Origin of the sequence: Hyphomonas sp. (assembly GCF_022844445.1) — a bacterium.
GTDB lineage: Bacteria > Pseudomonadota > Alphaproteobacteria > Caulobacterales > Hyphomonadaceae > Hyphomonas.
The window spans coordinates 12,620-26,488 of sequence record NZ_JALHLS010000014.1 but is presented as its reverse complement, the minus strand read 5'-3'; the positions used below and the strand labels follow the sequence as shown (position 1 = coordinate 26,488).

The 13,869-nt window shown below is 63.4% G+C and carries 11 protein-coding genes; 1 reads left to right on the top strand and 10 read right to left on the bottom strand.

What is annotated here, in order from left to right; genetic code table 11:
- Positions 1-11: 11 nt before the first annotated feature.
- From Q0C17_RS14415 to Q0C17_RS14375, 9 genes are all read right to left on the bottom strand, one after another.
- Entirely contained in the window at positions 12-1,334 is a 1,323-nt protein-coding gene (locus Q0C17_RS14415; RefSeq protein ID WP_291207768.1) for a pyruvate dehydrogenase complex dihydrolipoamide acetyltransferase, read from the bottom strand.
- Positions 1,334-2,728 (bottom strand): pyruvate dehydrogenase complex E1 component subunit beta, encoded by a 1,395-nt coding sequence (locus Q0C17_RS14410; protein WP_291207766.1) that lies wholly within the window; start codon positions 2,726-2,728, stop codon positions 1,334-1,336. Before Q0C17_RS14410 ends, Q0C17_RS14415 begins: the two co-directional genes overlap by 1 nt.
- Positions 2,729-2,731: 3 nt before the next feature.
- Positions 2,732-3,133, bottom strand: coding sequence for an MAPEG family protein (locus Q0C17_RS14405; protein WP_291207764.1), 402 nt, complete (start codon positions 3,131-3,133; stop codon positions 2,732-2,734).
- Positions 3,130-4,143, bottom strand: a complete 1,014-nt coding sequence (gene pdhA / locus Q0C17_RS14400; protein WP_291207762.1) for a pyruvate dehydrogenase (acetyl-transferring) E1 component subunit alpha — start codon at positions 4,141-4,143, stop codon at positions 3,130-3,132. The genes Q0C17_RS14405 and pdhA overlap by 4 nt, the downstream gene beginning before the upstream one ends.
- 64 nt (positions 4,144-4,207) lie before the next feature.
- Positions 4,208-4,507, bottom strand: a complete 300-nt coding sequence (locus Q0C17_RS14395; protein WP_291207760.1) for a septum formation initiator family protein — start codon at positions 4,505-4,507, stop codon at positions 4,208-4,210.
- 35 nt (positions 4,508-4,542) lie between these two features.
- Positions 4,543-5,691, bottom strand: coding sequence for a toll/interleukin-1 receptor domain-containing protein (locus Q0C17_RS14390; RefSeq protein ID WP_291207758.1), 1,149 nt, complete (start codon positions 5,689-5,691; stop codon positions 4,543-4,545).
- Positions 5,692-5,773: 82 nt separating this feature from the next.
- Positions 5,774-7,054: a phosphopyruvate hydratase gene (eno, locus tag Q0C17_RS14385; RefSeq protein WP_291207756.1), complete on the bottom strand. Its 1,281-nt coding sequence runs from the start codon at positions 7,052-7,054 to the stop codon at positions 5,774-5,776.
- A gap of 113 nt (positions 7,055-7,167) precedes the next feature.
- Positions 7,168-7,353: a 50S ribosomal protein L32 gene (gene rpmF, locus Q0C17_RS14380; protein ID WP_291207754.1), complete on the bottom strand. Its 186-nt coding sequence runs from the start codon at positions 7,351-7,353 to the stop codon at positions 7,168-7,170.
- Between the two features lie 467 nt (positions 7,354-7,820).
- On the bottom strand, positions 7,821-8,918 hold the full coding sequence (locus Q0C17_RS14375; protein WP_291207752.1) for a CaiB/BaiF CoA-transferase family protein: 1,098 nt from the start codon (positions 8,916-8,918) through the stop codon (positions 7,821-7,823).
- 118 nt (positions 8,919-9,036) lie between these two features.
- On the opposite strand from Q0C17_RS14375, the gene Q0C17_RS14370 reads away from it, so the two are divergent.
- Positions 9,037-10,302 carry a hypothetical protein gene (locus Q0C17_RS14370; protein WP_291207750.1) on the top strand — a complete coding sequence of 422 codons (1,266 nt, stop codon included), beginning with the start codon at positions 9,037-9,039 and terminating at the stop codon, positions 10,300-10,302.
- Position 10,303: 1 nt separating this feature from the next.
- Here Q0C17_RS14370 and mfd read toward each other — a convergent pair whose 3' ends face one another.
- A complete protein-coding gene (gene mfd, locus Q0C17_RS14365) occupies positions 10,304-13,864 on the bottom strand; it encodes a transcription-repair coupling factor (protein WP_291207748.1) in 3,561 nt (1,186 codons plus the stop codon).
- Positions 13,865-13,869: the final 5 nt, after the last annotated feature.

The window sequence follows — 13,869 nt, the reverse complement described above, 5'->3', positions numbered from 1 at the left end:
TTCCTTCCGGCCTAAAGCAGCATCGCTTCCGGTGTTTCCACATAGCGCTTGAACGCCGCCAGCCATTTCGCGCCCTCGGCTCCTCCGATGACCCGGTGGTCGCAGGTCAGGGTCACACTCATGAGCGTGCGCGCCACGACGGCGCCACTCTCATCCACCACCGCGCGCTTCTCGCCGGCGCCGACCGAGAGGATCATGCCTTCGGGCGGATTGATGATCGAGGCGAAGGACTTGACGCCGAACATGCCGAGGTTCGAGATCGAGAACGTGCCGCCCATGTATTCCTGCGGTTTCAGCTTGCGCTCGCGGGCGCGGGTCGCGAGGTCCTTCATCTCCTCGGAAATCTCGGCGAGGCCCTTGCCTTCCGCCTTGAAGATGACCGGCGTAATCAGCCCGCCGTCCACCGCCACGGCAACCGAGATGTTGGCGTGCTTGTGATAGGCAATGCCCTTGTCCGTGTACGATGCATTGCAGTCCGGCTCGTCGATCAGCGCGAGCGCGGCGGCCTTGATCAGCAGGTCATTGACCGAGATCTTCACGTCTTTCGGCGCGGCGGCGTTGATGGCGGAGCGGCTTTCCAGCAGGTTGTCGAGCGTGATGTCGATGTTCAGCGGGAAGTGCGGAACCTGCATGAAGCTCTGCGTCAGGCGCTTGGCGACCGTCTTGCGCATGCCGTCGAGCGGCTTCAGCTCATACGTATCCGGCGCATAGACGCGGTCGTCGAGGACCTGCGGCAAGATCAGTCCGTCAGCTGTCAACGGCGTGCCGCCATGGGCGGGCTGGGCAGCGCCGGGTTTCGCATTCTCCACATCGCGGCGGATGATGCGGCCATGGGGGCCGGTGCCCTTGAGGGCTTTCAGGTCGATGCCCTTGTTGGCCGCGATGCGCTTTGCAAGGGGCGAGGCCATGATGCGCGCGCCGCCCGGGCGATCCATCACGGCGACGGATGCGGGAGCTGCGGCTTTTGCCGGGGCGGCCGGCGTCTGGGCGGGTGCAGGCGGGGCGGAGGGCGTCTTCGCTGCATCGGTCTTGGCCGGCGCGGCTTCCGCCTTAGGAGCTGCCGCCGGTGCCTTCACGTCGCCTGCGCTTTCGCCGTCTTCGAGCAGCACGGCGATGATGGCGTTGACCTTCACGCCTTCGGTGCCGGCGGGCACCATGATCTTGCCGACCTTGCCCTCATCGACCGCTTCGACTTCCATCGTTGCCTTGTCGGTCTCGATCTCGGCGATGATCATGCCAGACTTCACCAGATCGCCTTCCTTGACGAGCCATTTGGCGAGTGTGCCTTCTTCCATCGTGGGACTGAGCGCGGGCATCGTGATGTTGATCGGCATCAGAACGCCCCCTCACACACCTTCTTTGCCGCGGCGACGATGTCGTCCGCATTCGGAAGGCTCAAAGCTTCGAGATTGGCGGCGTAGGGCAGCGGCACGTCTTTCTGGTGGACGCGTACCGGCGGGGCGTCGAGATAGTCGAAGGCCTCAGCCACGACCGTCGCCGCGATCTCGGCACCGACGCCGAAGAAGCGCCAACCTTCCTCGCAGCAGACAAGGCGGCTGGTCTTCTTGACGCTCTCGACCACCGTATCGGTATCCAGCGGGCGCAGCGTCCGCAGGTCAATCACCTCGGCGCTGATGCCTTCTGCTGCGAGGCGCTCGGCGGCCTGCAGCGCGAAGCCGACCATTCGGGAATGCGCGACCAGCGTCACGTCCGTACCTTCGCGCTTCACGGCCGCCTTGCCGATGGGAAGAACGAAATCGTCGAGGTCAGGCACCGGGAAGGATTGCCCATAGAGCAGCTCGTGCTCGAGGAAGACGACCGGATTCGGATCACGGATCGCAGCCTTCAGGAGGCCTTTGGCATCGGCAGCGTCATATGGCGCGATGACCTTGAGGCCGGGGATCTGCGCGTACCAGGCAGAATAGTCCTGGCTGTGCTGCGCGCCGACGCGGCTGGCGGCGCCGTTGGGCCCGCGGAACACGATGGGGCAACCCATCTGGCCGCCGCTCATGTAAAGTGTCTTGGCCGCAGAGTTGATGATGTGGTCGATGGCCTGCATGGCGAAGTTGAAGGTCATGAACTCTACAATTGGCTTCAGGCCCGCGAAGGCCGCGCCGACGCCGAGGCCGGCGAAGCCGTGCTCCGTGATCGGCGTATCTATCACTCGGCGCTCACCGAATTCCTGCAACAGTTCGCGCGTCACCTTGTAGGCGCCCTGATACTGCGCAACTTCCTCGCCCATGACAAACACGCGCTCGTCACGGCGCATCTCTTCCGCCATCGCATCGCGCAGGGCGTCGCGGACAGTTGTTTCGGTGAAGCTCGTGCCTTCCGGAATGGACGCGTCCGCCATCACTTTGGCGCGCGGTTGTTCCGGCGCGGCCGTCTCGGGTCTTTCGATCTGGGGCACAGCTTTTTTGGCTTCCGCCTGCTCTGCCCTGGCAGGCGCAGCTTCAGCTTTGGCCTCAGGTTTCGCTACCGCTTCGCCGTCCGAAGCGAGCACTGCAATAATCGCATTCACCTTCACGCCTTCGGTGCCTTCCGGCACAACGATTCGCGAGATCACGCCTTCATCTACGGCTTCGACTTCCATCGTCGCCTTGTCGGTTTCGATCTCGGCGATGATGTCGCCTGACTTTACCGTGTCGCCTTCCTTCTTAAGCCACTTGGAAAGCGTGCCCTCCTCCATGGTGGGCGACAGCGCGGGCATTAGAATGTCTACGGACATATGTCAGGCTCCGGAAAACGGGAGAACTTGGAGGAAGATCATGACCACGCCGGCCACGCCGGAAAAAAAGGCGAGCGTGCGGAGCACCGGTACGCCGAACCAGTAGAGTGGAGCAAAGGCCAGGCGCGAGAAGAAGAAGATCATGCACCCGAGCGCGGTCCACTCGTTCGTCCGTGCACTGAGGACAGCAACCAGAACGACCGGAACGAACAGGCACATCGCCTCGATCATGTTGGCGGTTGCGCGCTTGGCGCGGCCGAGCGCCGGGCCGGCGGGCGCGAGTGCATCGCGCGGCCCCAGCAGATCCTTCAGCTTGTACTGGATGTTTGCCGCGACGATCTCGCCGAGAAGGTAGAACAGGAAGAGCGCGGCCGTGGCCGAGAGCCAGGAAAGTTCCACGATCATCCTGCGGTCTCCTCAATCAATACGTCTGTCCAAAGTTCGCTGGCATCCGGCTCCGGGCTTTCCAGCGAGAAGTCGGCCGCCTCTTTCACGATAGCCTTGATCTCGTTGTCGATCTTTTTGAGGTCGTCCTCGGTTGCGTGGCCGAGCTCGAGAATCTGGCCCTTGAGGCCTTCGATCGGATCATGGTGGGTACGGATGTCGTCGACTTCCTCGCGCTTGCGATATTTCGCGGGATCGGACATCGAGTGGCCGCGATAGCGGTAAGTTTTCATTTCGAGGATGTAGGGCCCCTTGCCGGCCCGTGCGTGCTTCACGGCTTTCTCGCCGGCCTCGCGTACCGCGAGCACATCCATGCCGTCGACTTCCTCGCCCTCGATCTCGAAAGAGATGCCGCGCTTGTAGAGTTCGACCTCGGCAGAGGCGCGCTCCACGCTCGTGCCCATCGCGTACATGTTGTTTTCGATGACGTAGATCACCGGCAGCTTCCAGAGCGACGCCATGTTGAAGGCTTCGTAGACTTGGCCCTGATTGGCGGCGCCGTCGCCGAAATAGGCGAGGCTCACATTGTCATTGCCGCGGTACTTGTTGGCGAAGGCCAGGCCCGTGCCGAGCGGCACCTGCGCGCCGACGATTCCATGGCCGCCGTAGAAGTTCTTCTCCTTGGAGAACATGTGCATCGAGCCGCCCTTGCCGCGCGACAGGCCGCCGATGCGCCCCGTCAGCTCGGCCATCACGCCATTCGGGTCCAGCCCGCAGGCCAGCATGTGGCCGTGGTCGCGGTAGCCGGTTATGACCTGGTCGCCGTCCTTGAGGCAGGCCTGCATGCCGGTCACGACCGCTTCCTGCCCGATATAGAGGTGGCAGAAGCCCGCGATCTTGCCCATGCCATACAGCTGGCCGGCCTTTTCCTCGAAACGCCGGATCAGCAGCATCTCGCGGTAGAATTTCAGCATATCGGCCTTGGAGGCCTTCGCGGGTATCTTTTTCGAACCCTTGGGTTTGTTTGCCATGCAACGTGCCTCCCTGACCCCTTATGTCGCCGCATTTTTGCAGCGACAAGTCAGAACATCGTTGTCAATTTGCAGAGCTCCGCTCGGGGGTCAGGAGAACGATCTCCCCGGGGTACACAAAGGCGAGCTTGTCACGGGCCAAAGCCTCGACGTAGTCGGGGTCTACGGACCCTGGCGTCAGCCGGCGGATGTCCACCTTGAGGCGCTCGATCTCGGCTTGCATGGACGCCAGTTCACGTTCCTTGGCCTCGAGTTCGATCTGCGAATCGGTCCAACGGCCGAGGCCCTTCTCCCCCGCGAACGCGTGGTAGGCGAAATAGAGCACCAGAAGACTGAGCCCGAGAGCCTGAAGCCGTGAAACCATAGAATCACTGGTAAACGCCGCGGGTAACCAATCCCTTACCGGCCGAGCGCCTGCTTCAGCCGCAGGGCGCGCTCCTCGGGATTGGCTGCAGTCAAATCAAGCCATTGGCGGTCGATGAGGAAATATTCGAAATCTTCCGGCATCTCCGCAGAATCAAGGCGCACCGGCAGAAGCTTCCGCTTGTACTTGTCGGCGATGTAGATTTCCCGGCGCACATTGTCCGACTGGAAGGCCTCCGCCGAGCACATCAGGCAGAACGTGTCTGAGTTGCGGATGGCGCGCACGATCATGCCCGCCCAGTTGCCGCCCGCATGGATCTCGTCCTTGTCGATCCAGACTTCGCGGCCCGAGGCCTCGACCTCCGCCACCATCGGATAGACCACCTCGCCGTCCCGGCGCGAATAGGACACAAACACGGGCGAAGGTCCGGCAGGCGCCTCCTCGTCCGCGCTGGCGACCTCTTCGGGTGCTGAGCGCGCCTCGGGGGCAGGAGCAGAAGGCGAGGCCGCCTCAACCTCCTTCGAGGCGGCAGGCTTCTGCTTCAGGCGTCCTGCGCCATATCCCGCCAGCACACCCGCAACCCCGCCCCAGGCAACGGCCGCGATGCCGACCAGAAGGTTCGGCGCCAAGGGCATGGCAACAAACCCTGCCGATCCGAAAGCCGCAGCCGCAACGAGGCCTATGCCGAGGGCGTGTTCGACGGAAAAGCTACCGCCTGGCTTCCCGGCCTTGCGAGCGGGCGCTTCAGGCTCTGGTTCGGGGCCATCGCCGCCGCCATCGTCATCGGGTCCGCTTGCACGGCGGCGTGCCTCTTCGGCGCGGTCAATTTCCTGAGCCGCTTCAACGAGTTTCCAGACCGCCGCAATCCGGCCCGGCACGAAAGACAGGTCGATGGCGGCCACGTCGCCCAGCCCGCGCGGTTGGAAGGTGTTATCGAGGCTTGCAAAGATCAGCCGGCCTTCCGTCCACGCATCAATTGCGCGGTTGGTAAACAGAATCTGTTTCGACGAGAACTGTACCTGGCGCGACCACAGCGCGAGCGTCACTTCCTGGCGGCGCGCCGGAGGAAAGGCATACTGTTCTTGCGCGCGGCGCACCGAATAGCCGCGCTGGCGCAGCATCGCTTCTACTTCCGCCGCCACCGCCGCGTCAGCGTCCGATGCCAGAAGGTAGATTTGGCGCATGCCGGTGCCCCGTGCTCAGCCGATGAGTCGCCTGTAGCACGAAGATCCGGTCGGGTCGTCTTTCGGAAAGGTAATGTAGGCCCTAGCCGGCGTTGATGCGCGAAAGTCCGGCATAGATCCCGATCGGGCCCAGTTCTTCCTCGATGCGGATAAGCTGGTTGTACTTCGCGATCCGGTCCGAACGGCTGAGCGATCCCGTCTTGATCTGCCCGCAATTGGTCGCGACCGCGAGGTCGGCAATCGTCGAATCCTCGGTCTCGCCCGAGCGATGGCTCATCACGGCGGTGTAGCCATGCAGGTGCGCCAGTTCAACGGCGTCCAGCGTTTCCGAGAGTGTACCGATCTGGTTGACCTTCACGAGGATGGAGTTGGCCGCGCCGCGCTGCAGTCCCATGGCCAGGCGGTCGGGGTTTGTGACGAACAGGTCGTCGCCGACGAGCTGCACCTTGTCGCCGAGCATCTGGGTCAGCGCGATCCAGCCATCCCAGTCATCCTCGGCCATGCCGTCCTCGATGGAGAGGATCGGATAACGGCCGCAGAGGTCGGCGAGGTATTTGGCGAACTGTTCGGAGGACAGCGACTTGCCTTCACCCGCGAGTTCATACTTGCCGTTCTTGAAGAACTCCGTCGACGCCGCATCGAGCGCCAGGGCCACGTCTTCACCGGGGCGGTAGCCAGCTTTCTCGATGGCTTTCAGGATGAAGCCGATGGCTTCGTCTGTCGAGCCGATGTTCGGCGCAAAGCCGCCTTCGTCGCCAACGTTCGTGTTGTGGCCGGCATCGTGCAGCGTCTTCTTGAGAGCGTGGAAAACTTCGGCGCCCACGCGCACGGCATCGGCCATGCTTTCGGCACTGACCGGCATGATCATGAATTCCTGGATGTCGATCGGGTTGTCCGCATGTGCACCGCCGTTGATGATGTTCATCATCGGCGTCGGCAGGACGCGGGCATTGGCGCCGCCGATATAGCGATAAAGCGGCATCGAGCAGGCTTCGGCAGCGGCCTTCGAGACGGCGAGTGAAACGCCGAGAATCGCGTTGGCGCCGAGGCGGGATTTGTTTTCGGTGCCGTCGAGGTCGATCATCAGCATGTCGATCATGCGCTGGTCAGTGGCGTCGAGGCCGGTCAGTTCGTTGCAGATCTCGCCGTTCACAGCGTCGACGGCCTTCAGCACGCCCTTACCGTTGTAGCGGCTCTTGTCGCCGTCGCGCTGTTCGTGGGCCTCATAGGCCCCTGTGGAGGCGCCCGAGGGAACGGCCGCCCGGCCGGTGGAGCCGTCTTCGAGCGTGACATCAACTTCGACGGTCGGGTTGCCCCGGCTGTCGAGGATTTCGCGGGCGTGGATGTCGATGATTTCGCTCATGGTGATGGGCCCCTTGCCGATCGTTACGTATGCCGAAAATGAAAAGCGCCCCCTGTGAGGACAGGAGGCGCCGGAACCCTTATGCGTATGCGCCGTTCAGCGCAACGTCTGGACTAGATCTCTTCGCTGGGCTCGAGGATCTGCTTGCCGCGATACACACCGGTTTTCAGGTCGATGTGATGCGGACGGCGAAGCTCGCCCGAGCTGGAATCTTCGATGTAGGTGTTCATGTCGAGCCGGTCGTGGGCGCGGCGCATGCGCGTGCGCGATTTCGACTTCTTACTCTTGGGGACGGCCATGGCACTGTTCCGGAATCTGATTGGGTCGCGCACCCATGAGGAACGCGGGAAAGGGCGCCTGTTAACGCAGGCCGGACGCTCTGGCAAGCATCAAACGGCAGGATTTTGAGTGGGGGGCCTTCGGAGGAAAATGGCCGGCCCGAAGGCCGGCCAAGGTATACAAGAAGGACGCCGGTACTTTGCCCTGGCAAGAAGCCTGATTGGCTCTGCACCGACAGTTTTGGTTAATAGGGGATTGAGTCTGAACAATGGCGGGGGCCGCCGTTGTCCGGCGTTCATCGGACCTGCCAGGCCGAGATACTACACCTAAGGTCTTGAAAACACGGGCTGAAACAGCGTGCCGTGGGGGGCGCGAGCCCTTGCCGGACCACTTCACGAGATCGTGCAGTGAGGGATTGGCGGCATCCGGTGCGTTTGAAGAGGCATCACTGGCCGCGAATCGCACCGATTCGCGGCCATGGTGCGGCTCAGCGCGAAACGCCCCAGTCCTTCAGCACTTCAGCGGTATGCTCGCCGGGGCCGGCCGGGCGGCGCTGGATGGCGCCGGGAGTAACCGAGAAGCGCGGCGCCGGGGCGGGCTGAACCACGCCTTCGATTTCCACGAAGGTCTGGCGATCGGTGTTGTGCTTGTACTTCGGCGCTTCGGTCATCGACAGGACAGGCGCGAAGCAGATGTCAGTGGCTTCCATGATCGCGCACCATTCGTCGCGAGTCTTTGTCTTGAACACGGCCATCAGCTTGGCCTTCAGTTCCGGCCATCTGGACTTGTCCATCTGCGCGTCCCATTCGGCGGATGTGAGACCGGCCTTCTCGCGCAGGAGCGCGTAGAACTGCGGCTCGATAGAGCCGATGGCTACCCATTTGCCGTCCTTGGTCTCGTACGTGTCGTAGAAGTGCGCGCCGCCATCGAGCATGTTAGCTTCGCGGTCATCGGTCCACACGCCCATGGCTTTCATGCCGTAGAACATCGTAGCGAGGCTGGCCGCGCCGTCTGACATCGCCACGTCCACGACCTGACCTTTGCCACCATTCCTGACACTGAGGATGCCGGCCAGCAGGCCCATCGCGAGGTAGAGCGCGCCGCCGCCATAATCGCCCACCAGGTTAAGCGGCGGACGCGGGCGGCCGTCGCCCTCGCCCATCGCATGCAGGGCGCCGGTGATGGCAATGTAATTCAGGTCATGTCCGGCAGACTGCGAGAGCGCGCCGGTCTGGCCCCAGCCGGTCATGCGGCCGTAAACGAGTTTCGGGTTCCGCTTCAGGACCTCATCCGGGCCCAGACCGTTGCGCTCCATGACACCCGGACGGAAGCCCTCGATCAGGCCATCGGCCTTTTCCAGCAGCTTCATCGCCACTTCGACGTCCTTTGGATCCTTGAGGTTCAGGCCGATGGAACGGCGCCCCCGGCTCATCACGTCGGCCGCACGGCCCGGACGGCCATCGCCTGGCCGGTCGATGCGCACGACGTCGGCCCCGAGGTCTGACAGCAACATGCCGCAGAAGGGCCCCGGGCCAATGCCTGCGAATTCAACGATCCTGACGCCTGAAAGCGGTCCCTGGCCCATGATTTTGCCTCCCAATCTTGCTGTGTTCGTAGCTGAGTTAGCCGAACTTTAAGTGTCAGGGCCGCAAAAGGAAGGGGTGCCGCCGCGTCGCGGGTGGACCTGTTTTGGCGCGTTCTGCATGTCCGATCTCTCCTTTCTCGATCCCCCCATCGAAATCGCGTCGGAGAGCCCCCGGACCGAAGTGATCTTCTCGCGCCTGAAAGCCAGCGGTCTCAGGCCTTATCCGGCCGCCCGTCACATCGATTTCAGCGCTCCCGATCCACTTCTGATCGACATCGCGACCGCAACCCGGCCGGTCCTTGAGGCATTGTCCCGCGCCGCAATGGTGCAGGCACACCGCCAGATCGTGCTGCTCGACACGTCTAACTCACAGCTGCCCTCGGCCGGCGAAACCGTGATCCTTCGCTGCGACCGCGACCTTTCCGGCCTTAAAAGCCGCCTCACAGCCCTCGCCCGGCGGTCCAGCCGTCTGCGCGAAGCCGAAATCCGGCGCGATACTGCCGCTTCTTTCGGCGTCCGCATTCCGCAGGCAGACCTGAATGTAGTCCCGTCTCTCCTCTATATCGGCGAAGGCTCGCCGCTGTACCTGTCGCTTCAGGGGCCGATCAAGCAGCGCGGTATCGACCTGACCGCTGCCATCAGTCGCGACACCGCCCGTCGCTACATGAGCGAACACAGGTTTGCAGCGGCGCTGATCGATCTGGATTCCTTCCGCGGCGACGACAGTGCCACAGCCCGCTGGATTGCCGAGGAGAATGGCCTCGGCGCCATGCCGGTAATTGCTCTGACGCATCCGGACATTCACCTGAACGATCGCCAGAACACGGTCATCTCGCTAGCGACCGAAGTCATCGATGCGACCGGACGGATGGCCCACATCGTGTCACTGATCGAAACGGTCTGCCGCCGCCTCGTCGCCTTTGCGCCGATCATGCCGCGGCCCGCCATCGCCTCGGTCCTGATGGACTTTACAACCGGCATGTTCAGCCGGCGCTTCATGGAAGCGCATATCGCGCGGCAGATGGAAGTGGCCACTCAGCGCGCCGAACCCTTCTGTGTGCTGACCTTCCGGATGGACCCGGGCGCGGCGATCTCCATTCCGGCGCAGCAGGAGTTTGCGGAAGTGATCCGCTCCCAGATCCGCGATACCGATTGCCCGGCACTTCTGTCACCCGGTGACTTTGCCGTGACCCTCCCGGCGACGCCCTATCGCGGGGGCGTGCGGCTGGCGGACCGCATTTCCGAACACGCCGCGCACCACGCACCGCTTTCAGGCAACCGATTTGGCTGGCGCGTCATCGAGAAGCGCGCCTACCACACGGCCCAAACCCTGCTCAGCGCCGCACTCAGCGGACCCTTGCTGCGTCCGCGTCTCGCTGCCTGACCTAGTCGTCCGTCAGGAAGCCTGACGACAGCTTCTTGCCCCACTTATCTTCCGGTGCAGTTGCCTTTCGAGTCGCCATCTTGGCTACTGCGTCGGCGGCTTCGGCAGAGGCCAGACCGCAAGAAGATTCAAGCTCCTTCAGGAAGGCCTTGACCAACGGGATGCGCCGCTCGGGCGGACCGCCGAGGCCGGAATGGACCAGCTTCGAATCCGGACGAAGCTTCAGCTGGTTCGGGCGCGAGCGGACAATTTCCATCAGGCGCTGCGGATCCATGATCGTATCCGGCCGGAAGGTCAGAACGGCTCCCTTCTCTCCGGCATCCAGCTTCGCAATCCCGAGTGTGCGGCACTGAACCTTGATTGCCATGACATCCAGCAGCTGACGCGTTTCATCCGGCAACGGACCGAACCGGTCAATGAGTTCAGCAGCAAAGCTCTCGCGGTCCTGCGCGGTGGTGATGTCCGACAGGCGTCGGTACAGCGACAGGCGCACGTTCAGGTCTTCAACATAGCCATCGGGGATCAGCACGGCGACGCCGAGGTTGATCAGCGGCGACCAGTCGTCCGCCACATCTTCCTCATCCTTCGCGCCCGCCCTCAACGCCTTTACCGCATCTTCCAGCATCGACTGGTAAAGCTCGACGCCGACTTCCTTCACCTGACCGGACTGCTGGTCGCCCAGCAGGTTGCCTGCGCCGCGCATGTCGAGGTCATGGCTCGCCAGCTGGAAGCCTGCGCCCAGCGAATCGAGCGACTGCAGCACCTTCAGACGCTTCTCGGCACTTTCGGTGATCACCTTGTCGCGCGGCGTCGTGAAGTAGGCATAAGCACGGAGTTTCGACCGGCCCACACGTCCGCGCAGCTGGTAGAGCTGTGCCAGGCCGAACATGTCGGCCCGGTGGATGATCAGCGTGTTGGCGCGCGGAATATCGATACCGCTTTCGACGATAGTTGTGGACAGCAGTACGTCATACTTCCCGTCATAGAAGGCGGTCATGATGTCTTCGAGTTCGCCCGCCGCCATCTGACCATGTGCCACGATGAAGCTCACTTCAGGCACGTTTGTGCGCATGAAGTTCTCAAGCTTGTCGAGATCGAGCACGCGAGGCGCCACGAAATAGGCCTGTCCGCCGCGATATTTTTCCCGGAGCAGCGCTTCGCGCAGGGTGACGGTATCTTCCTCGGTAATGTAAGTGCGCACGGCCAGGCGGTCGACCGGCGGCGTCGCAATGATCGACAGGTCGCGGATCCCCGTCAGCGCCATCTGCAGCGTGCGCGGGATCGGTGTCGCCGACAAAGTCAGCACGTGCACATCGGACTTCAGCTCCTTCAGCCGCTCCTTGTGTTTGACCCCGAAGCGCTGCTCCTCGTCCACGATCATGATACCGAGGCGCTTGAACTCGATCTCCTTGGTGAGCAGAGCATGCGTGCCGACCACCACGTCGATGCTGCCGTCGGCCAGACCGGCGCGCACTTCGGCGGCGTCCCGTGCACTGACGAAACGCGACAGCGGCCGCACCGCTAACGGCCAGCCGGCGAAGCGTTCCTCGAAAGTCTTGAAGTGCTGGCGCGCCAGCAGCGTCGTTGGGGCAATTACTGCCACCTGCTTGCCGCTCATCGCCGCAACGAACGCGGCGCGCAGCGCGACTTCGGTCTTGCCGAAGCCCACATCACCGCAGACAAGGCGGTCCATCGGTTTGCCGGATGACAGGTCCGCCAGAACATCTTCGATGGCGGAGAGCTGGTCCTCGGTTTCCTCGTAGGGGAAGCGTGCCGCAAACTCCTCGTAGAACCCCTGCCCGGCATTCAGAGCCTCCGCCCGGCGCAGTTCGCGCGCCGCAGCAATCTGCATCAGTTCAGCGGCCATCTCGAGGATGCGCTTCTTCGCCTTCGCCTTGCGCGTCTGCCAGCCGGCGCCGCCAAGGCGGTCCAGTTGGCTTTCGGATTCCTCGGAGCCATAGCGGCTGATCAGGTCGATGTTCTCGACAGGCAGGAAGATCATGTCGCCGCCGGCATACTCCAACTGCAGGCAGTCATGCGGCGCACCAGTCAGTTCCAGCGTGCGCAGGCCCACATAGCGCCCGACGCCGTGGTCGACGTGCACCACGAGGTCACCCGCCGTCAGCGCCGTCGCGTCAGTGATGAAGCTTGCCGTCTTGCGCTTGCGCCGGGGCGCAGCGAGACGGTCGCCCAGGACGTCGGCTTCGGAAATCATCGCTACGCCAGGCAGCGAGAAGCCGGCCTCGATCGGCACTTCGGCGACCGTGAAATCGGTCTTCTTGGCCGCTTCCAGTGTGTGCACCTGCGCAAGGCCGGTGAGACCGTGATCGCCGAGCACATTGATCAGCCGGTCTGCCGAACCTGTCGACCAGGCCGCGAACACCACCGGCTTGCCGCTGGCATACAATGCCTTGGCATGCGCGATCACGGTCTCGAAGATGTTGACGTCCGTGCGCATGCGCTCCGGCGCAAAATCCCGGCCGCGCCGGCCGCCCATGTCAAAGGCGTTCGCCGCCGGTTCATTGGCGCTGAAGCGCACAGCGGCCCGCTCCGACAGACGCGCGTCCAGCTCATCGATCTTGAGGTAGAGCCGCTCTGGCGGCAACACCTTGGCGACGCGAACATCGCCTCCACCGGCATCAAGGCGTGCCATGTGATAGTCGCTCGCCTGCGTCAGACGTTCGTGTGCCGCTTCGGTCGACAGCGCGCTGAGACCCCACAAGCCGCTCTCGCCGACATAGTCGAACAGCGTGTCGAGATGCGAATGGAACAACGGCAGCCAGGCCTCGACGCCCTGCCGGCGGATAGACGCCCGCGCCGCTTCGTACATCTGATCGCCGGACGGAGGCCCGAAGGTTTCGAGAAACTGGTCGCGGAAACCGCTTAGCACCTTGTCGTCGAAGAGGATCTCACTGACCGGCGCAAAGGTCACGCCTTCAGCAGCGCCGGTTGAGCGCTGCGTCTCGGTGTCGAACGTGCGGAGCGTCTCGACCACGTCGCCGAAGAAATCCAGGCGGTAAGGTTCGAGCGCGGTCGGCGGGAAGATGTCGATGATGCCGCCCCGGATCGCATACTCACCCTGCTCGCGCACCGTGCTCGACCGGACGTAGCCATTGAAGGAGAGATACTCTGTCAGGTCAGCGGCTTTGACCGTCTGGCCCTTGCGGATGGCGAAGGAGGATTTGCGCAGCGTCGCAATCGGCGGAACGCGCTGCACGAGCGACCCGGCGGTCGTAACCACCAGCAGCGGACCCTGCGAAGCTTCATAGCGGGCGATCCGGGCAAGGCCAGCACAACGGCGCGCGGCGGTTGCCGGCGTCGGGCTGATCCGGTCATAGGGCAGCACATCCCAGCCCGGCAGGTCACCCTGCTCCAGACGCGGCGCTGCGAACTGCGCCATGCGCCGTGCCGCCTGCGCCATCCGGTCGTCGCGGGCAACGTATACGCCGATGCCGCCGCGCTTCATCAGCGCCTCGCAGAACGTGATCACGTCGGCGCCAAAAGGCGCACCGGCAAAAGCGGCGGGGCCGCTTAGTGATTTCAGGAAATCAGCGGGGGTCATCAGGC